Source organism: Shewanella loihica PV-4 (genome assembly GCF_000016065.1).
GTDB lineage: Bacteria > Pseudomonadota > Gammaproteobacteria > Enterobacterales > Shewanellaceae > Shewanella > Shewanella loihica.
On sequence record NC_009092.1, the window covers coordinates 2810796 to 2837655 of the forward strand.

Below are 26860 nucleotides of genomic sequence, written 5' to 3' on the forward strand. Positions count from 1 at the left end.
CTCAATTACTTCATCTTGTACTTGGTAATAAGCGCTCTCGTATTCACGGGCTTCCATAACGACTCCAGATTTTTGTGTAGGGTACAGGCATGCTTTTTTATTGGTGCATTTTGCCTTGGGTATAAGCTGCAACTATCTGCTAACTCATGGGCGCTAGTGTAACACTAAAAAAGTGGGACTTACAGAAAACTTTCAGTATTGTGGCCACATTTAGCAAAAAAATGCCTAAAAGTGTCAATATTCAATGAACAGGGTGAAAGTCTTTCATTTTTTTACTGCTGCAAAAACTAAAAAACATTTTCTTTACAATAAAACGATCTAATGACTCAAATGAGAACTGCTATCAATTAATTAATAGCGAATCGTTTGCGCAAGCAGGAGTGAGGTGATGCAATGAACACGCTGATCGAATTTGAGGCCCAAAGGCTAGCCGACCTGTTTACGCAGGGAGACACCTTATCTATCCACCTATTCATGGACTCGATGTCCATGCCCTTTGACGTACAAGAGAAACTGTTTAACGAAATTTCGGCATTAAAAAACCTGGACCACCAACAGATAGCCCAGGTCATCGAATCTCACGGTCAGTCCTTGATTCAGGAACTCTACCGCTACTAACTCTAACGCTAATAACTCTACCCCTACTAACTCTGCCGCTACAAACTAGAGGCTCATGGCTTGAATAGATCTGGCCATGAGCGCGGCTCATTAGCCCTATAGTTTATACTGCTTGGCGCTGACGATAGCGCAGCACCTTCAAGGCCTTGTCGGGATCTTTATCCAGGAATACCTCGGGATTAGCCAGCTGCTCAACAAACTCCAGCGTCGGACTCTGCTCTGCCACCTGCTGTTTGAGAAAATCTATGCCAAGCTCGGGCGCGTTGAGACACAGCAGGACTTCGCCTTGCGGCGCCAACAGTTGAGGCAGACGGCGCAGCAGGCGCGCATAATCCTTAGTCGCCACGAAGCTGCCGCGCTGATTACTCGGCGGATCGGCGATGATGAGATCATAAGGCCCCATCTTGGTTAGCTTGCCCCAAGACTTGAAGATATCGTGCCCCAGGAAGCGTGCACCATGGGGGAACTCGTTGAGCAGATGGTTCTGCTTGCCTATGGCTAACGCCCCCTTGCTCATGTCGATATTGACCACCTGATCCGCACCGCCCTGCAGCGCCATAACAGAGAAGCCGCAGGTATAGGCAAACAGGTTGAGCACATTGGCCTGGGCGGCATTAGCCTTCACCCAGGCGCGCCCGGCGCGCATATCGAGAAACAGGCCATGGTTTTGCCCGCGCAGCAGATGGATCTGAAAACGCGCCCCGTTTTCACTCACCAGATGTGGCTCAGGCACCTCACCATATAGCAGATGGGTCTGGGTCTGCCCAGCGCATCTGTGCTGGAATACCAGGTTAAAGCCCTGCTCTCCCTGCTCTTCTCTCCAACGCGCCTGAATCGCCTGAGTTAGCTCCTCAAGCGCCGCCTCATCGATCTCTTTGAAACTGGTGAGCAGGAGCACAGGGGGAAACCAGTCGAGACACAGATGCTCGGCGCCCTCATAACGACCACCACGGCCATGGAACAGCCGCTCGGCCTCGTCAGAGAATTGCACCTGCTGTATTGCTTGCTTAAATGACTCCATCTAACGCTATTTACCTATTACTTTATGCTTTAACTAATGCTATTTGCTTTATCGAATAATGAACTACTTTTCCACGTCGGCTTGTTCGCCGGCATCGGTTTGCTTGCTGGCCTTGCCACTTACCTGAGCATCGGCGTTAACCTGTACCTCAGCGTTAACCTGTACCTTGGCATTAACCTGTGCATCGGCGTTAACCAGGGTCTCATCGACGCGATCGGCCAGTAAGATGGCCAGCCAACCACCGCTCTGACTCGACTCTAGCGCTATCTTGACGATCATGGTCAGCGGCACAGAGAGCAACATGCCCACAGAGCCCAGCAGCCAGCCCCAGAAGATCAAGGAGAGGAACACCACCAGGGTCGAGAGTCCCAGGCCGCGCCCCATATATTTGGGCTCGACGATATTCCCCATCACGGTATTGGTCGCCAGATAGAGCAGCGCCGTGCCCCCCGCCCCCGCAGGGCCGAGTTGAATAAAGGCCAGCAGCACAGGCGGAATCGCGGCGATGATAGAGCCTATGTTGGGAATATAGTTAAACAGGAAGGCGACAACGGCCCAGAGCAAGGCGTAATCGACGCCCATCAGCGCCAAGCCCGTCCCGACCACCACGCCGGTCCCCACGCTCACCAACGTCTTGATCACCATATATTGGTTAACTGACTGCAGGAACTTGTCTATCTGCTTGATGCGCATGTCAGGATCGTCCAGCGCGAAATGCAGCTTCTTGGGCAAGTCCTGAGCCTCAAACAACATAAACACTACGGTCAGAATGATCAGAAACAGGTTAGCCATCACGCCGCCGACACTGGACAACATGTTGGTGGTCATCGACAGCGCAATACCCGGGTCGAAATAGGCCAAGATCTGCTCCTTGGAGACCTCGATATTCAGCGCCTGTAACTTGGTCAATACCCAGGAAAACTGCTCCACCAGCTGATCCCGATAAAGGGGCAACTGACGGGAAAATTCGTTGATTGAGCTCCCCACCAAGGAGGCCAGCCAGAGCCCCATCAGCACGATAAATACCATCATGATGGCCACCGCCAATGCGCGGGGCAGCTTAAGGCGGGTCATGCCATTGATTGCCGGGTTGCAGATCACCGCAATAAAGGCCGACAACACAAAGGGAACCACGATAGGGCTGGCGGCTTTTATCCCTGCCAGAATCACGACGATAAACGCCATGATGGCAAAGCCTTTAAACGCGACCCCCTGATTATCAAATCGAGTCATCTAAATAAAGTCCTTCTGAATTACCCATAATATTGATAGGCTTAACTTAAATCTTACACAAGAAAAATTACGATCATGAAACCAGAAATCGCCATCATTCGAATTAAAAATCTCCGTCTTCGTACCTACATTGGCATCAAGGAAGATGAGATCAACAACAAACAGGACGTCACCATCAACGCAGAAATCCATTACTGCGCCGCTAAGGCCCGTAACAGCGATAACATGCAAGACGCCCTGAATTATCGCACGATAACGAAAAAAATCATTGCTTTAGTTGAAAACAATCGCTTCTCACTGCTCGAACACCTCACGGATCAGGTGTTAAGCATTGCCAGCGATCATGAATGGGTCGATTTCGCCTCGGTCGAGATAGACAAGCCCCATGCCCTGAGATTTGCCGATTCGGTCTCGATGCAGCTCTGCTACCAAAAGGGCTAAGCCTCACCCATTCCCTAATTACCTGCCGCCTAAAAGTGATCCGAATCCCTCGCTATGGTGTATATTTTTGATATCCCCTAAAAAATTGGAGTCGGCATGCGGATTTTGATCACCGGCGGAACCGGATTCATAGGCAAGGCCTTGGTGAAGGCCTTGGAAGGCGAACATCAACTCACCTTGCTCACCCGCTCGGCCGGCAAGGCCCACCTCACCCTTGGCAACCAACATAAGTTACTGGGTAACCTCAGCGCCCTGGCCAATCTCGACGGCTTCGATGCCGTCATCAACCTGGCGGGCGAACCCATTGCCGATAAGCGCTGGAGCCTGGAGGTAAAGCAGAAGATCTGTGACAGTCGCTGGGATACCACAGCGCGTCTGGCCAAACTCTTCGAGGCCAGCAAGACGCCGCCTAAGGTCTTCATCAGCGGCTCTGCCATCGGCATCTATGGCGATCATGACAAGCAGGTGCACCTGGATGAGAGTTTCGACCTCGCCCACTTCAAAGACACAGGCAAGGAGGAGAAATTCCCCCATAGCGTCTGCGCCAAATGGGAAGAGTTAGCCCTGCAGTGCCAAGGGCTGACCCGAGTCTGTGTGATGCGTATCGGCCTGGTGCTCGGTTTAAACGGCGGCGCGCTGAAGAAGATGTTGCTGCCCTTCAAGCTGGGCGCTGGCGGCGTGGTGGGCTCGGGCAAACAGGGGATGAGCTGGATCCACAGAGAAGATCTTATCGCTATCATACTGTTTCTGTTAAATAACGAGCAGTGCCAGGGGATCTATAACGCCACCGCCCCTAACCCGGTCAGCAATCGCGAATTTACCAACTCTTTGGGCACCGCCCTGAGCCGCCCCACCCTGCTGCCTATGCCTGCCCCTATCCTAAGCCTGGCCTTAGGTGAGATGTCTCAGCTCTTGCTTGAAGGCCAATATGTCTACCCCGATCGGCTAACCCAGGCGGGCTTTAGTTTTCACTACACTCATCTGGATGACGCGCTGACAAATCTATTTGGCGCCTCCAAAAGCTAAAGTCTTACCCCTCGAGCCTTAAAGGCTTAAACCCTGAACCTTGAGCCTTGAGCCTTGAGCCTTGAACTTTGAACTTTGAACTTTGAACTAGCGGCGCGCTAACCACTCGCGCCGCTCTGCTCTTTTACTTCCCGCTAGCCCTGCAGGAGTTGTCGACAGGACTTCTGCAATAGCTGACGACAACGCCAGGTGCCGAGCAGCGCGACGATGGCCGCGCCGGCAAGCGGCGCCAACAGCCACCAGTCCCAATGCATATAGACCACCAGCTCAAACACCTGGGTCTTCAGCAGGTAGATGGTAAACTCGGCGACTATGGCGGCAAGCAGGCCGGCGATCAGCCCAAGCAGGGCAAACTCCAGTGCGGTGGCCATACGCAGCAGCCAGCCAGAGGCTCCGAAGGTGCGCAGTACCGCCAGCTCGCGCTGACGCGTCGCCATTCCCGCCTCGGTCTGCGCTATCATCACCAGGCTGCTGGCCAGCAGGACCAGTACCAGCACCAGGGTCAGCGACAGGGAGACCTGATCGATGATCTGCCTAAGCTGCTTCACCATGGCGCCGACATCTATGATGGATACCGTGGGGAAGCGTTTGATCAACTCGATCACCATAGGTCGCTTGCTATCGTCCAGATAGAAGCTGGCCATAGAGGTATAGGCAAAGGGCGCCAGGGCGTCGGGGTGGAAGATCATGAAGAAGTTAGGCTGCATCGTCTCCCAGTGTACGGCGCGAATGCTGGCAACTTTCACCGTTAGCGGCTGATTGTCGATCACATAACTGAGCTCATCCCCCAAGCCTATGCCGAGACGCTCGGCCACGCCGGACTCCACCGACACCTCATCGGCCTTTTGGTTAAAGTGACCCGATAGCAGCTCGTTATTGGGTGGCAGAGAGGTACGCCAGGTCAGATTCAGCTCGCGGGAAATCCCTACTCGGCCTTGGGCCCCCTCATCTGCCTGCTCGGCAGAGATCAGCTTCTCGCCATTGATCGCCACCAGACGGCCACGGATCACTGGATAGATATCGGTCGCCTTGACGCGGTTGTCGCTAAAATAGGCCTCCAGCGGCGCCTGCTCCTCGGGCGCTATGTTGACCAGGAAGTAGTTGGGCGACTGTTCGGGCAGCTGTTTATGCCACTCATCGAGCAGGTCTTGCCTAAGCGCTATGATGGTCAGCAGCAACACCAGGGCGCTGCTAAAGCCCACAAGCTGCACCGCATTTTGCCTGGCGCGGCGTCTGAGCCCCGCCAAGGCCAGCTGCATAGGGTTGGTGGTCTTCATGCCTACGCTGTGACCGGCGCGGATCAACAAGAAACCAAACAGACTCAGCAAGACACCGAGCAACATCACGGCAGCAACCACGGTTAGGGTGAGCACCAGACTCTGTGAGTAAAGATACCCCAGCAGTGCCATCGCCGATAGACTAAGCACCAGGTGCAGCCACATCCCCAGCTGAATTCCTTCTAGCTGGCGCTGCAACACCCTAAGGGGCGGAATGGCCAGCAGTCTCATCAGCGGATAGGCCGAGAACATGAAGGCCGAGATAAGCCCAGTGGCGACCCCTAAGGCGATAGGCCTAAACAGCGGCGGCGAGTACGCCGAGATCGAGGCTGGCAGATAGGCGCTGATCAACGTATCAAGCAGGAAACCGCCGATGAGCCCCAATGCGATACCCGCAAGGGTGACCAACAGCAGATGCAGGCCAAAGAGAATACGGATCTGACGGCTGGAAGCGCCGAAGGTCTTGAGCATGGCCACCACGTCGAAATGGCGCTGACAGTAGCGCTGGGCGGCGATCCCTATGGCGGCGCAGGCAAGCGCTATCCCCAGCAGGCTGGCGAGCAGCAAGAAGCGCTCGGCCCGTTTGACCGCACCAGCGATGGGCGAATCCCCCGACTGCACATCGACCCAGCGCTGACTGTTGTTAAGCAGCGGCTTAACTTCGGCCTCGAAGGCCTTGAGCTGGTCAGCCTCTCCAGCGAACTGATGGATATAACTCACCCGGCTGCCAGGTTGAATCACCCCAGTCTTGGGCACATCTTGAAGTCGCATCAGCACCACGGGCGATGAAGCGAAGGGATTAAAGCCCGCATCGGGCAGCCTGGCTATCTCGGCGCTCAGGCTGAAGTTGGCATTACCTAGCTCGAGCTGCTTGGGATAACCCAAGATCCCCCCCAGGCGGGTCTCGTACCAGAGCTGGTCCGCCTTGGGCAGCTTATCGGTCGGGCCATCGCTCAGCTCTATCACGCCTTTTAAGGGGTAACCTTCGCCAACCGCCTTTACCGTCACCAACTGAAAGGCATCACCTGCATAAGCCATGGAGTTAAACTGCATGCTGGCAACGTGTCTGAGCCCCAGCGCATCGGCCTTGGCTAAGATCTTGTCATCCAGCGGAACCGGCGAATTGATGATGCGATCGGCGGCGATAAACTTAGAGGCCTGGCCATTAATGGCCAGCTGCAGGCGCTCGCTCACCCGCGCAAGGCCAGATACCGAAAAGACCGCCAGGGTGATCGCCAATATGATGAGTAACAGCTGTCCCTGCAGCAGCTCTCGTTTAAACAACTTCCATGCGATGCGAGACTCCATTAACTCGCCTCCGCTGCGCTCGAACGGGCCATCTCTTGCTCGCCGCTGTTGTCAGTTTCGCTCATCACCTCACTTAACTGCCCCGCCTGCATGTTCAGGCGGCGCTGACAACGATTGGCCAGCTGGAGATCATGGGTCACCAGCACCAGGGTGGTGTCACTCTCGCGGTTGAGCTCAAACAGCATGTCCGCCACCCTGTCGCTGTTGGCCCCATCCAGGTTTCCCGTCGGCTCGTCGGCAAACAGCACCTTAGGCTCACAGATGAAGGCCCTGGCGATGGCGACACGCTGCTGCTCGCCGCCTGAGAGCTGGTTGGGGAAATGGTTGAGTCTGTGGCTTAGGCCCACACGCTCGAGCATCTGCTGCGCCTTCTGCTTGGCGTTACTGATCCCAGATAGCTCGGCCGGTAGCATGACGTTCTCCAGGGCGTTGAGGGTATCGACCAGCATGAAAGACTGAAAGATAAAGCTGACTTTCTGTTTACGCAGTGCGGCCTTGCCTTCCTCATCCAAACCATTGAGGGTCACGCCATCGAGGACTATCTCCCCCTTGGTGGGCGAGTCGAGCGCCGCCAGCAGTCCGAGCAGGGTCGACTTACCCGAACCCGAGGGGCCAAGAATCGCCACACTCTCCCCCGACTTGACATCCAGATTGATGCCATTGAGGATAGTAAGCTCTCCCTCTTGGGTAGTTACCGATTTATAGAGATCACTGACCTTGATAGCACTATTTTCTAACATAAATTCCTTCTCGCTTCGTCGCTTAAGCCGATTGGTGCAAGCCGCTTGCCTGCTTGTCTTCTTCTTGATCCCCCAGGCCCATGCTAACCCGATATTGATCTTAGGTGATAGCCTAAGCGCAAGCTACGGCATGGAACAAGACAAGGGCTGGGTGCATCTATTGCAGCAACAATCCCCCGAGGTCACCATCATCAATGGCTCGGTGAGCGGTGAGACCTCGGCCGGCGGTCTGCGCCGACTGCCCGCCCTGCTTGACTCGACCAAGGCCAAGCGGGTCTTTATCGAGCTTGGCGGCAACGACGGTCTGCGCGGATTTTCGCCTAAGCAATTGAAAAATAATCTTACAAAAATGATACTGCTCGCCAAGGACTCAGGCGCCGAGGTGCTGCTCAGTGAGGTGATGGTGCCGCCCAACTATGGCCCGCGTTACGCCAAACAATTTACCCAGGTCTATCAGGAGCTATCGAGCGAGCAAGGGGTCACCTTGGTGCCCTTCTTCATGACAGAAATAGCCATTCATCCCGAGCTGATGCAGGCCGACGGCATACACCCCAACGAGCAGGCACAGCCACAGATCGTCAGCTTTATCCGCCCCTGGCTTATCGATACGCAGCAACCGAGTGAATAGGATCACCTGAAGCACGCACCTGGGCAGACTATCCCGGTATGCTGATCTGTTCACCTGGGGGCATAGCTATTACGCCGAGTGCTGACCGTCTTCTCCGACTGTACACTTGGCGTTTCCCATTTTCTTTTGTTCAAACTGTTCAAACCTGCGCCCAGACTTCTCCAAGGCTCTGCTTGGTCAAGCCCATGCTAAATACCCCTCTGCCTATCGGTGGCTCGCCACAAATTGCCGCAAATGGCTTATAGCCTATATCCAGCCCTACCCGCTAAGCCCCAAGCCCCAAGCAACAGCCCCAAAACAACGGCCCCAAGGCTAACGGTTTAGGCTCCCTATCAGGCTTGAATGCTAAAATCAACTCCTCCTACCAGTTGAGTATCGCAAAATTTACCGTTTGATAAATTACACACCTCACTGTTTTCCCTCAATTTTATCTCAAACGCCTGTTTAAAAAATGTACTAAGCCACTGATTGTTACGGATGTTAAAAGTTTGTTGGCCAGATTTCACATTGCTTATCTAGTACGCCAGTGCAATCTAGAGTGGGAATAATAACAATAAGTAGGAGATACTATGTTCAACAAGATGCCTTCGTGGCTGCTCCCAAGTCTAGTGGCCAGTGCAGTGGCCCTCTCCATCACCGCCTGTTCCTCAGATGATGAAGATACCCCTAACGTCGAGACACCACCTGTTACCACCACACCAACGGATCCCGGCCCAAGCTTTCCGGTCGGTGCCATCATCATCGAAGATGGCGAGAATCTGACCACCCGCATTCAGGAAGCCCTGATCAACGCCCAGAGCAATGATGTGATCGTGCTGCCTAAGGGACACTTTAAGATAGAGTCGACCCTGCTATTTGACGGCGACGTGGACGGTGACGGTGCCTATGCCAAGAACATCACCATCATGGGCTACGGCATGGAAGAGACCGTGCTGGACTTCTCCGAATCGATCACCGGCGATGGTATCTTCGTGCAGAACGCCGTTAACATCACTATCCAGGATCTCTCGGTCAATGAGGCCAAGAACAACGGCATCAAGCTGAAAAACACCAACGGCATCATCTTAAGACGCCTGGCCACCGTATGGGAAGGTGCACTGGATGAAGATAACGGCGCCTACGGCCTCTATCCGGTGGAGTGTGAAAACATCCTCATCGAAGACACCTATGTACGCGGCAGCGCCGATGCCGGTATCTATGTGGGTCAGTCTGAGTACATAGTGGTTCGCCGTAACATCGCCAAAGAAAACGTCGCCGGTATCGAGATTGAAAACTCTAAATACGCCGACGTCTACGACAACGAAGCCATGGGCAACACGGGCGGCATCCTGGTATTCGATCTGCCGATCAACAACCACAGATATGGCTCCAGTGTGCGTATCTTCAACAACAAGGTGTATAACAACAATACCCCTAACTTCGCCAACGCCTCCTCTAACCCTGCCGGGGTACATATCGTGCCGCCGGGCACTGGGGTGATCATCCTCTCCACCAACGATGTGGAGATCTTCAACAACGAGATCACCGGCCACGACACATTAGGGGTGACCGTCTCCAGCTTCTTCATCGCCGAACCGGATATGACCAGCTTTGTAGGCAACTATGGCCAGCCGGGCCAGCCCATTGAAGATGGCTGGCGCCCGACACCACGCAACATCTATCTGCATGACAACGTCATCACAGACTATGGCAAGAAGCCTAATGGCTATCTGATTGAAGATATCATCAAGGCCTACCTGCTGAGCCACGGCGCCTTCCCTGGGATCCTCTACGATGGCCTGGGCGAGATGCTCTCCAACAACGGCACCGCCGCCTATCTGGGGCTTAAGGAGTTGCCTTTTGCCGATGATGGCAGCGACAACATCTGTGCCCGCGATAACGGCGATGTCTCCTTCGGTCGTCTCTATGCCAACAACAACACAGATATCAGCATCGCCGACGTCCTCTATGAGAAGACCCAGGATAAGATCATGAACTGTGCCCAGGTCAGTTTGCCTGTGCACACTGTCACCTTTGGCGATCAGATCTTCGGTTGCGGCGTGGATGACGATGTCGAGGGCTGTGACGGCGGCAACCTGGTCGGTGGTGGTGGCACCATAGGCGAAGGTGAAGGTGGTCTGGTGGGCGATGGTGACCTTAGCCTGTGTAGCACCACCCCCCCAGGCGTAAATTGGGATGCGCTGCTGGGCGCCAACTGCCCTAACCTCTCAGACTATCAGCTGTTTGCCGATACCAAGGATCCGAGCACTGGGGCGAACTCAGGCGGCATCCCTTACGATCTCAACACTCAGCTGTTTACCGACTATGCCAGCAAGTATCGCTTCGTCTTCGTGCCAGAGGACAAGGTGGCCAACTACTCGACCAACGAGAGCATGGACTTCCCGGTCGGTACCGTGATCACTAAGACCTTCGCCCTGCCAAGCGACACCAGCAAGCGCGGCGTGGCCAACGAGACACTGGTCGAGACCCGACTGCTTATTAAACGCGCCACAGGTTGGTCGGCCCTGCCCTATGTGTTTAACGCAGAGCAGACAGATGCGGTGCTGGCCAAGGCCGGTGCCATCCAGGCCAAGCAGGTGGTTCACAACGGTAAGACGCTGGACTTCGACTATGTGGTCCCCAGCATGAACCAGTGTAAGCAGTGCCACCAGTTCAAGAGTGACGATGCAAGTAACGCGGTATTCGTGCCAATCGGCCCTAAGGCGCGTCATCTGAACAAGGACTATGCCTATAGCGACGGCACCATGAATCAGCTGATGAAGTGGCAGGCCGCCGGTATCTTGCAGGGCGTGCCAGACAAGGCAAGCATCCCTACAGTACCCGCCTTCCACGATGGCGACGAGGCTAAGGTGGCTGCCATGACAGATGCCGAGTTGATGCAAACCGCCAAGGGCTACCTGGATATCAACTGCGCCCACTGTCACCGCCCAGAAGGCAACGCCTCTAACACTGGCCTGAAGCTGGAGTACTGGCGCACCTACGAGGAGGATAGCGGCTATTCTCACGGTACCTGTAAGTCGCCAATCGCCTATGGCGGTGGCTCGCTGAGCTACGATGTGGTGCCTGGCTCGAGCGAGACCTCTATCCTGCACTTCCGCATGGATAGCACGACACCTGGCGATCGCATGCCAGAGATAGGTCGCAGCCTGTCCCACACCGAAGGCACGGCCTTGATTGCCGAGTGGATCAAGCGACTACCGCTGGCCACCTGCTCTCAATAATCCCAATCCAAGGGCCGCCATCTGGCGGCCCTTTTTCTCACGAGCCGAAACTATGTTAACCAGCCCAGTAAAAGGTTTGCTGCCGCTTTCGAGCCCAGTTTTATTAGCTCTCTTGCTGCTATGCCTCACGGCCTGCGGCGGCAGCGATGACTCCTCGATCAATCCAACAGGCACAGACACCAACCAGCCTGGCACACCTGTGACCCCGCCGACGGGCGGCACAGATCCCTCTACGGATATCTGCGATAGCCAGGAGGGGGAGATCAACTGGCAGGCACTGATGGAGCAAGATTGTCAGCTTCTGTCCCAATATCGGCTATTTCAGCAGCCTGATAAACCAACCACAGCTCCTAATGGCCCAGGTTTTAGCTACGAACTCTCGAGCCAACTGTTTACCGACTACGCCCATAAATACCGTTTCATCTTCCTGCCCGATGGCAGCCAGATCGACTATCATCCGAGCGACACCTTCGACCTGCCGGTAGGCGCCGTGCTGGTCAAAACCTTTGCCCTGCCAAGCGACACCCAGCTCACAGGGGAAGCCAACGAGACCCTGGTCGAGACCCGTCTGCTTATCCACCGCGAGAGCGGCTGGACGGCACTACCCTATCTCTGGCAAGGCGGCGAGGCGCGCCTCGCCGTTGCCGGCGCCAATCAGGCCCACAGCCTGACGCGTCAGGGCGAGCAGCTGGAGTTCACCTACCATGTGCCCAGCCGGGCAGAATGTAAGGTGTGCCATCAACGCGCTGGTGACGGAGGCGCCAAGATCTATCCCATAGGCCTCAAACCCTACCTGCTTAACCATGAGGTGTTAGTCGAGAATCAGACGGTGAATCAGCTCGAACATTGGCGCGACAAGGGACGCTTGAACGGCCTGCCACAGCACGGCGCCCCAGATTCGGCGCCGGCGATCACAGATGAGAGTGGCGATCTGACCACCAGGGCTAAGGGATATTTGGATATCAACTGCGCCCACTGTCACAGGGCCGAAGGCTTTGCCAGCATCTCGGGGCTGCGCCTGGGTTTCTATGTGGAGCACACCAGCTATCAATATGGGATCTGTAAGCAGCCACCGGGCTGGGACGGCGGCGAAAAGGGTCTCTCCTACGACATCATTCCCGGCGATGGCGAGCACTCCATCTTGCTCTATCGCCAGATGCTAGATGCCCCCAAAGATCGCATGCCGCCTATTGGCCGAAGCCTTAGCCATGTGGAGGCATTGACAATCCTACAAAGCTGGATAGATAGCCTGTCGCCAAGTTTAGGCAACTGCCAGCATGGGGGCTAGATCTTGCGAATAAACTGGCCTGGCGGCAAGCCAAGCCAGTGTTTGAAGCTCTGACGGAAATGGCTCACATCGCCGAACCCCATGATGTCAGCGATATCCACTATGCTCTTGTCACCCTGAACGATGAGACCAATAGCCGTCTGGCAGCGCACCTGATCCACCAGCTTCTGATAGCTGGTGCCGGCACTCGCCAGGTGTCGCCTCAGGGTGCGATCGCTCATGTTGAGTCTCAGCGCCATCGACTCCAGCTTAGGATTATTGGGAAAATCCTGGTTTAGTATGGCCAGCACCTTCTCGATCAAGGAGGTGTCATGCAGGGCCTGCTTATCAAGTTGTAGCAGAGAGAAGTCATACACAACAGGCAGCGAAAGCATTTCATGGGAGATGGCCCACTCGAAGAACTCGCCGTCGAAACCAACATCGGCCTGGCAAAAGGCCGCCAGGAACTCACTGTCATGGGCCGGGGTGGCCAGCTGCACCCGCTCGAGTGTCACCATCTGACCCGTGAGCTGACGCGCCAGGGCTAACATAGAGCAGACGCTGTTTTGAAACTGCAGGCTGAAATAGGGCGCCGAGATCTTCGCCGTATTGAGCCAGCGAAAATAGAGGCTTCGCTCGCCATGGCTCACTAGGGTATCCGAGACACTGCCCACCAGCTCGGGATGGGCGATAACAAACTCAAGGCATTCACCTAAGGTCTGACACTTGGCCAGATAGGGCCAGATAAGCGCCAGCTCTTCCACCTTGTAGGTCTCGCCGAGCCGCGCGCCTATCTGAGGGTCATCGGCTAAGTTCCCCAGAAACGCCATGGCATAGTCCACCTGCCAGACATAGACAAAGTTTAACTTGGCCAGCTCGTTAAGCCCCAGGCCTATCTCCTGACATAGCTGCTCGGCATGATGCTCGCCGTAACGCTCGGCCATGAAATGAACCAGGCTTCTCAGTTCATAGGCGGGATAAGATTGATCGCCAACTTTTAATGTCGCCTGATAGCGGGTATTACTCGTCATCTCATCATTACAACGTCCAAGGATAATAGTATTTTGTATAAGATTTTAGGGACGAGTAAAAGCCCAGTAGGGATAAAAAGTTACAAATATGTAAAAACCCGCCGAGGGCGGGTTTTTATCCGGTGAAAGTCGCAACCCTTAGTTAAGCGGTTGATTCTTTTCCGCCAAGCGATTGAACACGGCATTGACCGCCAGTGAGGCGCTGTGGGCAAGCTTGTCGGCAATCTTCTTCTTCAGCTGATAGCGAACCTTGATCACTGTCTTCTCTTCGGCAAGCTTCATCACCACGTCATCACTGGTAGAGAGGCCATCGACCAGACCAAGATCCAACGCCTGCTGACCATACCAGTGCTCACCGGTCGCCACCTTGGCGATGTCCAATGTAGGACGGTACTTGCTGATGAAGGCTTTAAACAGTACATGGGTCTCTTCCAGCTCTTCCTGGAACTTCTGTCTTCCTTCGTCGGTGTTTTCACCAAACAGGGTCAGGGTACGCTTGAAGTCACCGGCGGTGTGCTGCTCATAATCGATATCATGCTTCTTCAGCAGACGATTGAAGTTAGGGATCTGCGCGACCACACCGATAGAACCTACGATGGCAAAGGGTGCGGCATAGATGGTATTGGCCACACAGGCCATCATATAGCCACCGCTCGCGGCCACCTTGTCGACACAGATGGTCAATGGGATCTCGGCGCTGCGCAGTCTGTCGAGCTGGCTGGCTGCCAAGCCATAGCCATGGACCATGCCGCCGCCACTCTCGACGTTGACCACCACTTCGTCGCCTGGCTCGGCAATAGCCAGGATGGCGCTGATCTCTTCTCGCAGTGACGCCACCTCATGTGCATCTATGCTGCCCTTGAAGTCGATAACAAATACGCGAGGCGTAGGCGCGGCTTCGCCATCGGCCTTCTCAGCCTTCTCCTTGGCCTTCGCCTCAGCCTTGAGGCCCTTCTCGTAGGCCTTAAACTGTTTCTTGCTCAGCAGTTCTTCCTTCAAGTCATGTTTGAGGTCCTTAAGCTCCTCAGACACATTGGTCAGCTTAAGCTCACCCTTATCGGCCTTCTGCTTCACCGCCGATGCCAGCACCAACACCACAACGGCGACGATAGCCACCACTATGGTGACGGCTTTTGCCAGAAAGAGTCCATACTCGTACAAAAATTCCAAAATTCAGCTCCGTGATCAGGCCTTTAAAATCTGGCCGCTATTCTATCAGCCCTGAGGGCAATAACAAATCCAGCCATAAAAAAACCCAGCCAGGCTGGGTTTTTATTTAGTCCTTTTTGGATTTAGGCTTAGTTAGCTGGCACCGCGCAAGGCTGAATCACTGAATCATCCTGCACCAGTACGCTTGCCTGGCCCTTACCCGCAGTCAGGGCAAACGCGGCAACTTGCTGCTGCATCTCAACCGTAGCCGCGGCGGCGCTACCATCTGTCACGCCTGGGATCTCACTTGGGCTAATCAGCGAGCTGTGATGACCTTTGCTAAAGCGCACCGCGCCAGAGCCAACAGTTGTAGTATCAATACATTCAAGACCCAGGTTGGCAATCAGCGGCTCGGTACCCGCCACAGGGAACTTGTCAACGCGATTCGGTAGCACCTGATCCCCTAGGTTGCTGCCATCCCCCACGACTTCAATCAGATGTACAGGCAGGCCAGTCGATTTAAGCGTCGCTGCATGGTTGATAGGATCCGCACCATCTACCGCAGTTTGCACCGCGAAGGCGAAGGTTGGAATGAACTCGGCGTACACTGCCTGAACCAGGGCCGCATACTCTGGCGTACCAGGCTCATAACCGGCAACGTTAGCCTCATCCACCAATGCCTTGAAGGTATCGCTGGCGGTTACGTTTTCAAACAGCAGCGGGCCGAAGGTGGCAGAGCCGATGAAGGTGCCCGATAAGCCACCAGTTGGCGCAACCAGAGAAACCGCATTGAGCTTATGCACATAGCTAAGGTCCGCACCGTTAGCCGGATGGCTCAGGCCAGAGTTAGCATAGGTAGCAAAGTCGGTACCAACGATGGCACCAAGACTTAGGCCCTGTGCGCTGATCTTGGTGATATCGAACATCTGCGGCATCTGCGCGGCGGCCAGGCCACCGGCAAGCCCTGTGAGGGCGGCGCGAAGCGCTAGATGGTCAACCGTTGCCTGTCTGAAGTTATCACGTACCGCCAGAGTGCTCGCTATGTTAACAAACACCAAGGGGTTACCATTCTTAAACGCATCTGGGTTACCTATCACAGCGCCAAATGCTGGATCTGAAGCCGATACCTCATAGATGCCGTCACCGTTGGCGTCGAATGAGCGAGCGCCGTGCAGCGGCATATCGATGGCGATAGTGGCAACGCCCATGGCGGCATAACTACCGGCATAGGCCAGTGACATCTCTTTACCGCCGCCTAGGCCATGCATGGCGATGGTGGTCGGCCAACCACCAGTTGGCGGCGTAAAAGGTAGTCCCTGAGAGGCGTAAAACTGCGCCAGACGCTCGGCGTTTGGCATAGAGATCAACACTGGAACCTTCTCTGCACCGGTTGGTGCAGGGATAGGGTTGAACTTAGTCAGGTGCTTGGCCTTATCGGCCGGCGTGCCATCATCGAGTAGCCATGCCTTACCCGCCAACAGGGCAGGATCGGCCAGACCCGCTGCGGGGTCGATACCGTGCGCCACGGCCTGAGCGCCGTAATTTTGCTGACTCAGGGTACCCGATTGCAGGGCTAGCAATACGGCTACAGGGCTGTCGCCCAGCGCATGCCAGTTGCCGTTGATGCCATTACACATCACAGAGTTACAGGCGCCATAAGTAGGCAGGGTCAGTTCGGCAACATAAACATCGGCCAGGCTAGAGACCACATAGGCCACGCCATCGGCAGGTGTCAGGCCAGCCGCCTGGGCAACCGTGATCCCCAGCGGATGCGGCTGAGGCACAGAGATAGACGGCGCAAAAGGTGTGCCCTCTTGCAGCATCAGTAACTTAGTCGTTTCATAGACATCGTTGATCGCCTGGGTAGTAAACAGGCCCGCATAGCTGATAGTCGCGCTATCTACGCCGTGGGCGGCAGCCATGCCCTTCTCATAACTGTTCACCAGCGTTTGCAGCATCAGCTGATCGGGTGTCTGCAGCGGCTTGGTCTCGATATCGAGTTTCAGCGTGGCATAGGTGGTCGACGGCGCAATAGGACGGCCAGCCGAGTCTTGAATCAGGTCTGTGGTGGCATACACATAAGATTGGCCCGCCTTGAGTGGCTTGAGCGGTACGATAGCGATAGTGTTGCCCGAGGCGCTGGCGACAAAGTCGACGCCAAACTGAAGCTCGTTGCCTATCTTACAGGCTGACACAGATGGTGCAGACTGACACTCGGGATCCGATGATAGCGGACCACCTACAGTGGCTTCGAACATACGCACCGCGCCAGGCTGTGCCACAGAGGCCGCCGCCAGCGTCAGCATGGTGCCGTCATGGTCGGTAGCAGGTTCAACCGTGATAGAGATAGGAGAGGTGGTAGACCAACCGTCCAGTGCGCCCAGCGCCATCTGAGGGTCGGTGTAATCGCTTGAGCCGTCGGCTTTTTCGCCCGGCATAGTCAGGGTACCGTCAGTGGTACCGCTAAAGAGTAGATCGTTGGGTAATGGTACCTTGCTGTTAGCAGGATCGAATACCATGTGTGAAAGAGGGATTAGCGGCTCAGTCTTCTCTGCGAGTTGATCGACGCTATCTTCGCTACAACCAGCCATTCCCAATGCGGATGCAATTGCGACACCCAAAAAGAGTCTTTTCATCTTTTTTCCCCAAATCTTGTTGTAATAATTTTGTTTTCCCCAAAAATTGGTCACAATAGTCTTCCTTGCGTGACCAATAGGACTTTTAGAGTCCTTATGGCTACTCAAGTTAACGCAAAATTATTGAGTTAGCTACAATTTTGTCACACACAAACAACAGAACGATGGTCATTAATCAGTCATTTGTTTTAAACATTCGTTTCAGGCTCAAATAAATCATAGAAATGGCGGGGAATTCCGCTAACAGGAAAAATTGACTCATGTTGGAATATCAGGCAGCAAAAGATTTACTTAAAGATAAAACGATACTGGTCACAGGCGCCGGAGATGGTATTGGTCGCGCCGCTGCTCTGGCCTACGCTGAACATGGTGCCACGGTGATCTTGCTGGGCAAGACAGTCAAGAAACTGGAAGCCGTCTATGACGAGATAGAACAGGCCGGCTACCCTACTCCCGCTATCGTGCCACTCGATCTCAAAGGCGCCACAGAGCAAAACTATCAGGACATGGCCGAAACCATAGAGCAGCAGTTTGGTCACCTCGACGGCCTGCTGCACAACGCCAGCCTGCTAGGCGTGCTAGGCCCGTTCGAACATATCTCGATGGATTCGGTCAAGGAAGTACTACAGGTTAACCTGGTCGCCGAGATCATGATGACCAAGGCGCTGCTTCCCGTGATGAAGAAAGCTCCTGCAGCCTCAATCCTGTTCACCTCCAGCAGTGTTGGCCGTCAGGGACGCGCCTTCTGGGGCGAGTATGCCATCTCAAAATTTGCCACCGAAGGCATGATGCAGTCTCTGGCCCACGAATATGAAGACAGCAACCTGAGAGTCAACAGCATCAATCCTGGCGCCACCCGCACCAAGATGCGCGCCAATGCCTACCCTGCCGAGAACCCACAGGATCTCAAGGCGCCAGAAGAGATCATGGCGACCTATCTCTACCTCATGGGTGACGATGCTAAGGGCGTCACGGGCCAGCAGTTTAACGCCCAGTAGTTTAAGACTCAGTAGTTTAAGACTTGGTAGTTTAAAGCTTGGTGGTTTAAGCCTCAGTCATCAAAAACACGCCCGTATTTATGGGCGTGTTTCACTTTTTATCAGTAAGATGACCAGCAGAAGCTAGACACAAAAAAGGGAAGCATCTGCTTCCCTTTTCTAATGACTGTCAAAACAGATGAGCGATTACTTGTACTTGCGCATAACCAGGGTAGCGTTTGTGCCACCGAAGCCGAAGCTGTTGCTCATGATAGTGTTAAGCTCGGCATCGCGATATTCGGTCACGATAGGCATACCTTGGGCCTTCTCGTCGAGAGTATCGATGTTGATGCTTGGTGCGATGAAGCTGTTCTCCATCATGATCAGGCTGTAGATCGCCTCATGCACTCCCGCGGCGCCCAGTGCGTGACCAGTCAGAGACTTGGTCGATGCGATAGCTGGCAGGTTGTCACCGAAGGTTTCGGCTAAGGCTTCCAGCTCACGCATGTCGCCAACAGGCGTTGAAGTACCATGAGTGTTGATGTAGTCGATTGGTGTGTCTACACCTTCGAGCGCCATCTTCATGCAACGCACCGCGCCTTCGCCCGATGGCGCAACCATGTCGTAACCATCTGAAGAAGCGCCGTAACCGATCACTTCGGCATAGATCTTAGCGCCGCGAGCGAGCGCATGCTCAAGCTCTTCGACAACCACGATTCCGCCGCCGCCAGAGATAACGAAACCATCACGGTCCGCGTCATAGGTACGAGAAGCCTTCTCAGGGCAGTCGTTATACTTAGTCGACAGTGCGCCCATGGCGTCGAAGCCCATAGTCAGGGTCCAATCCACCTCTTCTGCACCACCGGCGAAGACCATGTCTTGCTTACCCATCTGAATCAACTCGACCGCATGGCCGATACAGTGAGCACTGGTGGCACAAGCCGAACTGATTGAGTAGTTCATGCCCTTGATCTTAAATGGCGTGGCCAAACAGGCGCTGGCCGTGCTCGACATGATGCGTGGCACGATATAAGGACCAACGCGCTTCACACCTTTCTCACGCAGGGTATCGGCAGCCTGAACCTGGTTAGCCGATGACGCGCCGCCAGTACCGGCAATGATACCGACGCGGTGATTTGAATATTGTTCTTCGGTGAGGCCAGCATCGGCTATCGCTTGCTCCATGGCAATATAAGCGTATGCGGCTGCATCACCCATAAAACGTAATGCTTTACGGTCGATATGTTCTTTAGGGTCTAACTTAATGTCGCCCCAAACATGGCTACGAAGCTTCATTTCTTCAAACTGATCTGAGTGGGTAATACCACTGCGACCCGCTTTGAGTGACTCGGTGACTTCTTGCTTGTTGTTACCGATACTTGACACTATGCCAAGGCCGGTGATCACGACTCTTTTCATTATTTACTATCCATTCCGTACGTCTAGTACCAATTTAGCTGCGCCAATAGTATCGCTTTTACTGCATTTAAGTGGTCAGCTTTCCATAAAGGCAGGTAAAATAATGCCTAATATCCCCTTGAGAGTAAATTCATTGGCCACCGAACACCCGAATAACGCACAAAATAGTGACAAAATGCCTACATTCGACGCAATTTTCAGCCATTTATCGGCGATAGCGAGTCACAACTCTCACCAAATTATCGCCCTACTCCCAAGCAGCGATGCCAACTGGCCTGCCGCGCTTATAGCAGAGCGACTAACACAAGCCGGTTCAAAGCAACACCTTCAAAAGCAGCATCTTCATCTACACCTGTTTGCCCAGCATCAGGCAAGCTGGCTTAAGGCCCTAGCCGAGAGTGAAACCCTGGCGTCACCAGCCAAAGAACAGATTAAGGCGATTTGCGACGCTCGGGTGTCGGGCAGTCACAGGCTCAAGCTGGTAAATGCGCGGCTTATCATCGACATCCATCTTGGCGATCCGCTTACCCAACTCAAAGACTTAGTCTCCCCAAGCCTAGCAAGTCAAGCAATCCAAGGCTGGCTGGCGAATACCCAGGCTACCGATGAGGCGCTTATCTGGCAGATGGCGCGCCTCAGCCAAGATAACGCCGAGTTTCTCCTTCTCGAGAATAACGACGTCAATCTAGACAAGACCTCAAATAACGCCAATACCAACTTACTGACTCAGTTGATCATCAAGGCGGGTTTTACCTGCTATCGCCTTAACTTATCTCTAAAAGATGACCAGCTCGTGACTCTGGCCGAAAAACCAAGTCTAGCGTCGCTGGAAATCGCCATGGTGGAGCGGCGCGCCCTCAGACGCCAACAATTAGATAAGTTTGCCTTCAACCCCTTAACACAAGGTCGTGAGGGAGAAACCGCCATCATAGGTGGTGGGGTCGCCAGCGCGAACCTGGCGCTATCGCTGGCCGAGCGCGGCAAAAAGGTTAGCTTCTTCTGTATGGATAAAGCGCCGGGCGAGCAGGCATCGGGCAACAAACAGGGCGCTATCTATCCCCTGCTCACCCCAGAGCATGGCAGCCTGAGTCACTATTTTCTGCTGGGTTACCTCTTTAGTCGTCAAAGGATCAAGCAGCTCCTTGAGTCGGGCCATGAGATCCCCCATGATTTTTGCGGCGTGCTGCAGACCGGTCACGATGAGCGCAGCCATAAGCGCCTCACTAAGATAATCAACGCCCAGCCCTGGGCGGAATCTATCGCTCGCCCTGTCGATGCCCTCCAGGCCACGGCGCTCGCCGGGGTCACCATAGAACACCAGGGGATCTACTATCCGCTCGCTGGCTGGGTGTCGCCACAAGCCTTTACCCGCGCGGCCATCAGCCAGGCCGAACGGTTAGGTAAACAGACCAGCCACTACCAATGCCAAATCACGGCGATTAGATTCGAGAACCAGCAATGGTATCTCAGCGCCATTCAAGATGGTCAAAAAGTCGAATTTGGCCCCTATGCCAATCTGGTGCTGGCCAATGGCCGCCACCTGACCGATTTCGCCCAAACCGACCACTTACCCATCAGCGGTTTTCGCGGCCAGGTCAGCCATATTCCAGAAAGAGCGCCACTTAAGGATCTTAAGACGGTGCTCTGCGCCCACGGCTACCTAACCCCTGCCCACGATAAGCTGCACTGCACAGGGGCCAGCTATGTGAAAGACGCCAGTAACCTCGATTACAGCGCGGTGGAGCAGGTGGAAAATTTAGACAAGATCCGCACCAGCTACGGCGGCGAGTGGACCAAGGCGGTGGATATCACAGGCCATAGCGCTCGCGTAGGCGTGCGTATGGTCACACGGGATCACGCCCCCATGATGGGCTGTGCCCCTGACTTTGAGGCGATATCGGCTACCTATATCAGCCATCAGCAAACCAAAAAGAGCACCAAGGAGAGCGCCAAGTGTTGGCAGACGACAAGCGCCCCCGTGCATCAGGGACTGTTTATTCTCGGCGGACTCGGATCGCGGGGCCTCACCTCTGGCCCGCTGGCGGCAGAGATCTTAGCCGCCCAGCTTTGCGGCGAGCTCCTGCCCGCCACTCAGGATATTTTAGCCCTGCTCAACCCCAACCGTATGTGGATGAGAAAGCTGATTAAGGGTAAGGCGCTGTAAGCGCTAAATTGAGAGATTAGGGGTAAACAATGAGTACCAAGGGCGAGTCGTTAAGCCCTTGGTAAGTGATCCACCAGATGAGTTAGGCTTTGACCTTAACGCGGTTGTTGGTGTCACGGCTGGCGCGAATAAGGTCATCGCCCGAGAGATGTTCTCCCTTGGCCAACCTGTCATAGAGCAGCACATTGACCGAGGAGGCCAGATTCATGCAGCCCACGGTCGGGACATAGACAACCTCATCGGCGCAGTCGATAAGCGCCTGATCTAGAGTGCCATCTTCGGGGCCGAATAGGTAGATGGCCTTCTGCGGATGGCTAAAGGCCGGCAGCGGCGTGGCGCCTTCCACCAGATCGACGCAGATCACCTTGGTATCGGCATCGAGTGAGTCAAGCAGCGACTCTACGCCATTGAGGGGAATATGCTGACTCACCCGCTTGGTGTCGGTATTGTACTGCTCGCCCCTGTGCTGGGCGGCCAGCGCATAACGTTTACCCGTGTAACGCACCTCATCGGCGCGATAACAGCCGGCGGCGCGCATCACGCCGCCCACGTTCGTCGGGCTCTTTGGGTTTTGCAGCCCGATGATCACCTTGCTTGCATTAGCCATGACTAGGCGTTTGCCACCTGAGCCATCTTCTCGCGCAGCTCTGCCCAGGCATTAACCACCAGGGCAAGATCGGCAGGCTCGAGCTCTGACTTGGCCGTTTCCAGACAGGTCTGCATCTTAGCCTCCAGCGCCTCACAGTCTTGCGCCGTTTCCTGCTCGAGCTCTGACAGCACCACGGCCACATGCCCTTGCAGGTAACCACTGGCAAAGAGTTGGTCGTCATCACCGCCTGCCACCTTAGTGGCGATCCACTCGTCTAATGCTTGCTCATACTGCTCTAACATTGTGTCTCCAATTGTCATCTTGCTACTCAGGCTGCCCAACTACATCTGGGCTGACTAAATCTAGGCTGATTAGGTCAGGATTAGCCACCTGATACATCACATAATCGTGGTAGCCGGTCACGACTTTATAATAACCACATAATTCGCTGTCTAACTCTGGGTCGCCACTATCCACAATTAAGGGCCGACCTTCAAGTGCTTTTAACTTAGTTTTTGTCGCCAGGATGATAATATTCTCTTTGCCCACCTGACGAATAAGCGCCGGCGACAACTGTTGGTTGCCCCGCCCCAGGATATGCCCCTGGCCGCCGATGAGGGTAATCACTAACTTACACTCACGGCCTAAGGTTGCCTCGAGCAGTGCTTTAGCGCTGAGATCGCTAGCAAGCAGCTCACCCGCGTCAATCAGATCCACTCCCAGCAGGGTGTTATCCAGCCCAAGTTCCTCCATCACGGCGGCGACTGTGCTGCCCGAGCCCATGATGGCGAGCCCGTCGTCTATCTGCTCAATCGCTTCGGCGGCGATATCCGCCAGCACCAACTCATCGACCTCTTTACCGCCCATCTTAACCGCCTGAATGTAGCGTGGCTCGGCGGGCACCTGCATCTCGCCGAATCGGCGCGCCCTTACCACACCTTGCCTGAAGGCCACCTCGTCGATATCCATCACATCGGCGGACATCAGGCTCACCAAAGCGCCCTCGAGCAGCAACTTGACCACCATGCCCGAGGCGTGCGGCGTGATGCCGTAGACACCCGAGTGAATCTTCACCCCGGCCGGCACGCCCAGCACAGGCTGAGTCTCATCGATCACCTCAAACAGATCCCGCGCCGTTCCGTCGCCACCGGCAAACAGCAAGAGATCCACGCCAGCGGCCTGCAGCGCCTTGGCAGCGGCTTGGGTATCGCTGGCGGCGGTTGTATCACCTGCCTGATAAACCACCTGATGGTTAAATCCCATCTGCGCGGCTAAATCGGCGCCCATGGCACCGGAGGCGGTAACGACAGTGATCTTATCCAGATAAGGTTTAATCACCTCTAGCGCCTGGGCCATTCTCAGATGAGCCTTAGGCTCGGCGCCGCGGGCTATCGCCTCATCCGCCACGCCATCGCTCCCCTTGAGTGCCACACTGCCCCCAAGGCCTGCCAGAGGATTGATGATCACGCCGAGGCGAAATGTCTGTTTCATGGATATTTCCTTATCATCTCTTATTGTTTTGCAACTTCGCGCGTCTTAGGGATTAACAGTACCGCAAGCATGGACAGCAAAGCACAAACGGCGGCCGCCAACCAGCTCAGCCATGCCTGGGAACCGTCCCCCCAGATAAAGCCGCACAGCCAGGTGCCCAGCGCGCCGCCGACACCGAAACTTAGGCTGGCATAGAGCGCCTGCCCCTTACTGCGGTGGCGCACGTCGAATCTTTGATGAACGAACTGAATCGAGGCCGCATGCACCAGACCAAAGGTAAAGGCATGCAGCAGCTGACTAACCCCGAGCCAGACCATGTTGCTGGCACAAAAGGCCATGAGTAGCCACCGCACCGCCGTGAAGCCGATAGAGAGCACCAGCAAGGCACTGACCCCATATCGACCCAACAATCTCGGCGCAAACATAAACATCACTATCTCGGCCAGCACCCCAAGAGCGACATAGATGCCGGCACTGGACTCGCTGTAACCCACCTGTTTCAGATACAGCACAAAAAAGCCGTAGAAAGGTCCGGCGCTCATCTGCAATAACATGGCCGATAGCAAGAACCAGATGATACCCGCATCTAGCTTTAGCGGCGTGGGGACCTGGCTCTTGTCGACCTTCACCCGGGTACTTGGCAGAGACAGGGAGCAGCCCAGCAAGCCAAGGAACAGAGCCAGACCGACGAAGGGCAAGATCTCTGTGCCGAACTGGCTGATGGCAAAGCCTACGCTGACAACGAACACCAGATAACCCAGGCTGCCGAAGCTGCGGATCTTACCATAACCCCCGGTGTTCTCCCCCAGGGTCTCTAGGGTGATCACCTCGAGTTGGGCCAAGATAGCGTTCCAGAAGAAGGTATAGATGCTGAGGCTGATGGCCAGATAGACAAAGCCACCGTGATAGAAGAAGCTCATGAAGGTGACCGCCGAACATGCCGCCCCCATCTTCACCAGCTGGCCGCGCATACCTGTCTTATCGGCAACCATGGCCCAGATATTGGGGGCTATGATGCGCGTCGCCATCAAGATGGCGAGCAAAAAGCCAATCTGCTGGGCATCGAAGCCCCGGTTCTCGAAGAAGACCCCGAGATAAGGTACCAGCACGCCGAGGATCGCGAAGAAGAAAAAGTAACAGGCGCTAATCCAGTGCAGTTGGTGTTGTGGATCAGACTGTTGCATGCCGTTAGGCGACATACTCGTAGATGACTGGGCGTTGGACGACATTTGTGTAGGGCTATTCCTATGTATAGGGCGATTTCTAGCAGGGTTACTATCTGCTCTCGATATGACTCGGAGCGACTTCTTATAATGACTTTATTCTGACTTTTTATTCTGACTGGAACCCATAGCATTAATGGCTCCCATAAAAGAAGGCACATTTCTGTGCCCTCTTATTCGCTCAATTGCGTCTTACTTCATCCCAATCACTGGGGTGATGCTCTCAACATTCATGTTTTGTGCCCTGTGTCTGAGAAGATGATCCATCAAGACGATGGCCAACATGGCCTCGGCAATCGGCACGGCGCGAATGCCTACGCAGGGGTCGTGACGTCCCTTAGTGACCACCTCGGCGCGCTCACCCTGCACCGTCATACTCTCTCCCGGCACGCTGATGCTGGAAGTCGGCTTCATGGCGATATGCGCGACGATTGGCTGACCCGACGAGATCCCGCCGAGAATACCGCCCGCATGGTTAGAGGCGAACCCCTCGGGCGACATCAGATCTCTGTGCTCTGAGCCCTTCTGGTTTACCACGGCAAAGCCATCGCCAATCTCCACCCCTTTAACGGCATTGATCCCCATCAGGGCGTGAGCGATATCGGCATCGAGACGGTCGAACACCGGCTCGCCCAGTCCCACAGGCACATTAGTCGCCACCACAGACACCTTAGCGCCTATGGAGTCACCGCTCTTTTTCAGCTCACGCATATACTCGTCGAGTTGCTCGAGCTTGGCAGCATCGGGAAAGAAGAAGGCATTGTGCTCAACCTGATCAAAATCCAGTATCTCGGCGCAGATAGGCCCAAGCTGCGACAGATAACCCTTGATCTCTATGCCGTGCACCTGTTTTAGATACTTCTTGGCCACAGCGCCGGCCGCTACACGCATGGCGGTTTCCCGCGCCGATGAGCGCCCGCCACCGCGATAATCTCGCAGGCCATACTTTTGCTGATAAGTGTAGTCGGCGTGACCTGGACGGAACTGATCTTTGATATTGGAGTAATCCTGGCTACGTTGATCGGTATTCTCGATCACTAAGCCGATGGAAGTACCAGTGGTCTGCCCCTCGAACACCCCCGAGAGGATCTTCACCTGATCCGGCTCACGTCTGGCTGTGGTATAACGCGAAGTGCCCGGACGGCGCCTGTCGAGATCATGCTGCATATCGGCTTCATCGATCGCCAGACCCGGAGGGCAGCCATCGATAATACAACCTAAGGCTTTACCATGGCTCTCACCAAAAGTCGTCACCACAAAATTTTGACCGATACTGTTACCCGACATTCGCTTACTTCACCTCTACTTGATTATTTGCCTCAGCATAACCTATAGCCGCCACTGGCTATATTCCTAAATCGGCTTAGTCATTCTAAGCCGACAAAACATTGGCCAATCAGA

General features: G+C 54.8%; 21 protein-coding genes. 8 read left to right on the top strand and 13 right to left on the bottom strand.

The genetic code is table 11. From position 1 onward, the window contains the following. The first annotated feature begins 393 nt into the window (after positions 1 to 393). A complete protein-coding gene (locus tag SHEW_RS12410; protein ID WP_011866193.1) occupies positions 394 to 618 on the top strand; it encodes a hypothetical protein in 225 nt (74 codons plus the stop codon). A gap of 103 nt (positions 619 to 721) precedes the next feature. Here SHEW_RS12410 and SHEW_RS12415 read toward each other — a convergent pair whose 3' ends face one another. Both SHEW_RS12415 and SHEW_RS12420 read right to left on the bottom strand, forming a co-directional pair. Next, positions 722 to 1639: a class I SAM-dependent methyltransferase gene (locus SHEW_RS12415; protein WP_011866194.1), complete on the bottom strand. Its 918-nt coding sequence runs from the start codon at positions 1637 to 1639 to the stop codon at positions 722 to 724. A 63-nt stretch (positions 1640 to 1702) separates the two neighbouring features. Beyond that, a complete protein-coding gene (locus tag SHEW_RS12420) occupies positions 1703 to 2872 on the bottom strand; it encodes an AI-2E family transporter (RefSeq protein WP_011866195.1) in 1170 nt (389 codons plus the stop codon). Between the two features lie 75 nt (positions 2873 to 2947). Here SHEW_RS12420 and folX point away from each other — a divergent pair, with 75 nt between their 5' ends. Then, positions 2948 to 3313, top strand: coding sequence for a dihydroneopterin triphosphate 2'-epimerase (folX, locus tag SHEW_RS12425; protein WP_011866196.1), 366 nt, complete (start codon positions 2948 to 2950; stop codon positions 3311 to 3313). A gap of 96 nt (positions 3314 to 3409) precedes the next feature. Then, positions 3410 to 4339 (top strand): TIGR01777 family oxidoreductase, encoded by a 930-nt coding sequence (locus SHEW_RS12430; protein ID WP_011866197.1) that lies wholly within the window; start codon positions 3410 to 3412, stop codon positions 4337 to 4339. A gap of 134 nt (positions 4340 to 4473) precedes the next feature. Here SHEW_RS12430 and SHEW_RS12435 read toward each other — a convergent pair whose 3' ends face one another. Further along, a complete protein-coding gene (locus tag SHEW_RS12435) occupies positions 4474 to 6924 on the bottom strand; it encodes an ABC transporter permease (protein WP_011866198.1) in 2451 nt (816 codons plus the stop codon). Then, the gene (locus tag SHEW_RS12440; RefSeq protein WP_011866199.1) at positions 6924 to 7664 is read right to left on the bottom strand and encodes an ABC transporter ATP-binding protein; all 741 of its coding nucleotides are present in this window, start codon (positions 7662 to 7664) and stop codon (positions 6924 to 6926) included. Before SHEW_RS12440 ends, SHEW_RS12435 begins: the two co-directional genes overlap by 1 nt. A gap of 34 nt (positions 7665 to 7698) precedes the next feature. Between SHEW_RS12440 and SHEW_RS12445 the strand changes: the two genes are divergently transcribed. The 3 genes from SHEW_RS12445 (at position 7699) to SHEW_RS12455 (ending at position 12801) form a co-directional block, all read left to right on the top strand. Next, positions 7699 to 8292: an arylesterase gene (locus SHEW_RS12445; RefSeq protein ID WP_011866200.1), complete on the top strand. Its 594-nt coding sequence runs from the start codon at positions 7699 to 7701 to the stop codon at positions 8290 to 8292. Between the two features lie 569 nt (positions 8293 to 8861). After that, positions 8862 to 11513, top strand: coding sequence for a parallel beta-helix domain-containing protein (locus tag SHEW_RS12450; protein WP_011866201.1), 2652 nt, complete (start codon positions 8862 to 8864; stop codon positions 11511 to 11513). 52 nt (positions 11514 to 11565) lie between these two features. After that, positions 11566 to 12801: an SO2930 family diheme c-type cytochrome gene (locus SHEW_RS12455; protein ID WP_011866202.1), complete on the top strand. Its 1236-nt coding sequence runs from the start codon at positions 11566 to 11568 to the stop codon at positions 12799 to 12801. Here SHEW_RS12455 and SHEW_RS12460 read toward each other — a convergent pair. From SHEW_RS12460 to SHEW_RS12470, 3 genes are all read right to left on the bottom strand, one after another. After that, positions 12798 to 13811, bottom strand: a complete 1014-nt coding sequence (locus SHEW_RS12460; protein ID WP_011866203.1) for a helix-turn-helix transcriptional regulator — start codon at positions 13809 to 13811, stop codon at positions 12798 to 12800. The genes SHEW_RS12455 and SHEW_RS12460 overlap by 4 nt on opposite strands. 138 nt (positions 13812 to 13949) lie before the next feature. Next, on the bottom strand, positions 13950 to 14981 hold the full coding sequence (gene sohB / locus SHEW_RS12465) for a protease SohB (protein WP_011866204.1): 1032 nt from the start codon (positions 14979 to 14981) through the stop codon (positions 13950 to 13952). 128 nt (positions 14982 to 15109) lie between these two features. Next, complete coding sequence (locus SHEW_RS12470; RefSeq protein ID WP_011866205.1) at positions 15110 to 17596, bottom strand: VolA/Pla-1 family phospholipase; 2487 nt, start codon at positions 17594 to 17596, stop codon at positions 15110 to 15112. A gap of 260 nt (positions 17597 to 17856) precedes the next feature. Here SHEW_RS12470 and SHEW_RS12475 point away from each other — a divergent pair, with 260 nt between their 5' ends. Then, positions 17857 to 18594, top strand: a complete 738-nt coding sequence (locus SHEW_RS12475) for a YciK family oxidoreductase (protein WP_011866206.1) — start codon at positions 17857 to 17859, stop codon at positions 18592 to 18594. 186 nt (positions 18595 to 18780) lie between these two features. Here SHEW_RS12475 and fabB read toward each other — a convergent pair whose 3' ends face one another. Continuing rightward, positions 18781 to 19992, bottom strand: coding sequence for a beta-ketoacyl-ACP synthase I (fabB, locus tag SHEW_RS12480; protein ID WP_011866207.1), 1212 nt, complete (start codon positions 19990 to 19992; stop codon positions 18781 to 18783). Positions 19993 to 20167: 175 nt separating this feature from the next. On the opposite strand from fabB, the gene mnmC1 reads away from it, so the two are divergent. Then, positions 20168 to 22156, top strand: a complete 1989-nt coding sequence (gene mnmC1 / locus SHEW_RS12485) for an FAD-dependent 5-carboxymethylaminomethyl-2-thiouridine(34) oxidoreductase MnmC1 (RefSeq protein ID WP_049766528.1) — start codon at positions 20168 to 20170, stop codon at positions 22154 to 22156. Positions 22157 to 22238: 82 nt separating this feature from the next. Here the strand turns inward: mnmC1 and SHEW_RS12490 are convergent, their stop codons facing one another. The 5 genes from SHEW_RS12490 to aroC form a co-directional block, all read right to left on the bottom strand. Further along, on the bottom strand, positions 22239 to 22763 hold the full coding sequence (locus SHEW_RS12490) for an RNA methyltransferase (RefSeq protein WP_011866209.1): 525 nt from the start codon (positions 22761 to 22763) through the stop codon (positions 22239 to 22241). A gap of 2 nt (positions 22764 to 22765) precedes the next feature. Further along, a complete protein-coding gene (locus SHEW_RS12495; RefSeq protein WP_011866210.1) occupies positions 22766 to 23047 on the bottom strand; it encodes a YfcL family protein in 282 nt (93 codons plus the stop codon). Between the two features lie 22 nt (positions 23048 to 23069). Then, positions 23070 to 24236, bottom strand: coding sequence for an ATP-NAD kinase family protein (locus SHEW_RS12500; protein ID WP_011866211.1), 1167 nt, complete (start codon positions 24234 to 24236; stop codon positions 23070 to 23072). Positions 24237 to 24256: 20 nt separating this feature from the next. Beyond that, positions 24257 to 25420 (bottom strand): MFS transporter, encoded by a 1164-nt coding sequence (locus tag SHEW_RS12505; protein ID WP_041407263.1) that lies wholly within the window; start codon positions 25418 to 25420, stop codon positions 24257 to 24259. Between the two features lie 231 nt (positions 25421 to 25651). Continuing rightward, positions 25652 to 26746 (bottom strand): chorismate synthase, encoded by a 1095-nt coding sequence (gene aroC / locus SHEW_RS12510; protein WP_011866213.1) that lies wholly within the window; start codon positions 26744 to 26746, stop codon positions 25652 to 25654. Between the last annotated feature and the right edge of the window lie 114 nt (positions 26747 to 26860).

Coding starts and splice junctions, on each gene's coding strand:
- SHEW_RS12475 (WP_011866206.1), top strand. CDS start 17,857: ATGTTGGAATATCAGGCAGCAAAAGATTTACTTAAAGATAAAACGATA.
- SHEW_RS12500 (WP_011866211.1), bottom strand. CDS start 24,236: ATGAAACAGACATTTCGCCTCGGCGTGATCATCAATCCTCTGGCAGGC.
- SHEW_RS12415 (WP_011866194.1), bottom strand. CDS start 1,639: ATGGAGTCATTTAAGCAAGCAATACAGCAGGTGCAATTCTCTGACGAG.
- mnmC1 (WP_049766528.1), top strand. CDS start 20,168: ATGCCTACATTCGACGCAATTTTCAGCCATTTATCGGCGATAGCGAGT.
- SHEW_RS12505 (WP_041407263.1), bottom strand. CDS start 25,420: ATGCAACAGTCTGATCCACAACACCAACTGCACTGGATTAGCGCCTGT.
- SHEW_RS12420 (WP_011866195.1), bottom strand. CDS start 2,872: ATGACTCGATTTGATAATCAGGGGGTCGCGTTTAAAGGCTTTGCCATC.
- folX (WP_011866196.1), top strand. CDS start 2,948: ATGAAACCAGAAATCGCCATCATTCGAATTAAAAATCTCCGTCTTCGT.
- SHEW_RS12470 (WP_011866205.1), bottom strand. CDS start 17,596: ATGAAAAGACTCTTTTTGGGTGTCGCAATTGCATCCGCATTGGGAATG.
- SHEW_RS12450 (WP_011866201.1), top strand. CDS start 8,862: ATGTTCAACAAGATGCCTTCGTGGCTGCTCCCAAGTCTAGTGGCCAGT.
- fabB (WP_011866207.1), bottom strand. CDS start 19,992: ATGAAAAGAGTCGTGATCACCGGCCTTGGCATAGTGTCAAGTATCGGT.
- SHEW_RS12490 (WP_011866209.1), bottom strand. CDS start 22,763: ATGGCTAATGCAAGCAAGGTGATCATCGGGCTGCAAAACCCAAAGAGC.
- SHEW_RS12435 (WP_011866198.1), bottom strand. CDS start 6,924: ATGGAGTCTCGCATCGCATGGAAGTTGTTTAAACGAGAGCTGCTGCAG.
- SHEW_RS12410 (WP_011866193.1), top strand. CDS start 394: ATGAACACGCTGATCGAATTTGAGGCCCAAAGGCTAGCCGACCTGTTT.
- SHEW_RS12495 (WP_011866210.1), bottom strand. CDS start 23,047: ATGTTAGAGCAGTATGAGCAAGCATTAGACGAGTGGATCGCCACTAAG.
- SHEW_RS12460 (WP_011866203.1), bottom strand. CDS start 13,811: ATGACGAGTAATACCCGCTATCAGGCGACATTAAAAGTTGGCGATCAA.
- SHEW_RS12430 (WP_011866197.1), top strand. CDS start 3,410: ATGCGGATTTTGATCACCGGCGGAACCGGATTCATAGGCAAGGCCTTG.
- SHEW_RS12440 (WP_011866199.1), bottom strand. CDS start 7,664: ATGTTAGAAAATAGTGCTATCAAGGTCAGTGATCTCTATAAATCGGTA.
- aroC (WP_011866213.1), bottom strand. CDS start 26,746: ATGTCGGGTAACAGTATCGGTCAAAATTTTGTGGTGACGACTTTTGGT.
- SHEW_RS12455 (WP_011866202.1), top strand. CDS start 11,566: ATGTTAACCAGCCCAGTAAAAGGTTTGCTGCCGCTTTCGAGCCCAGTT.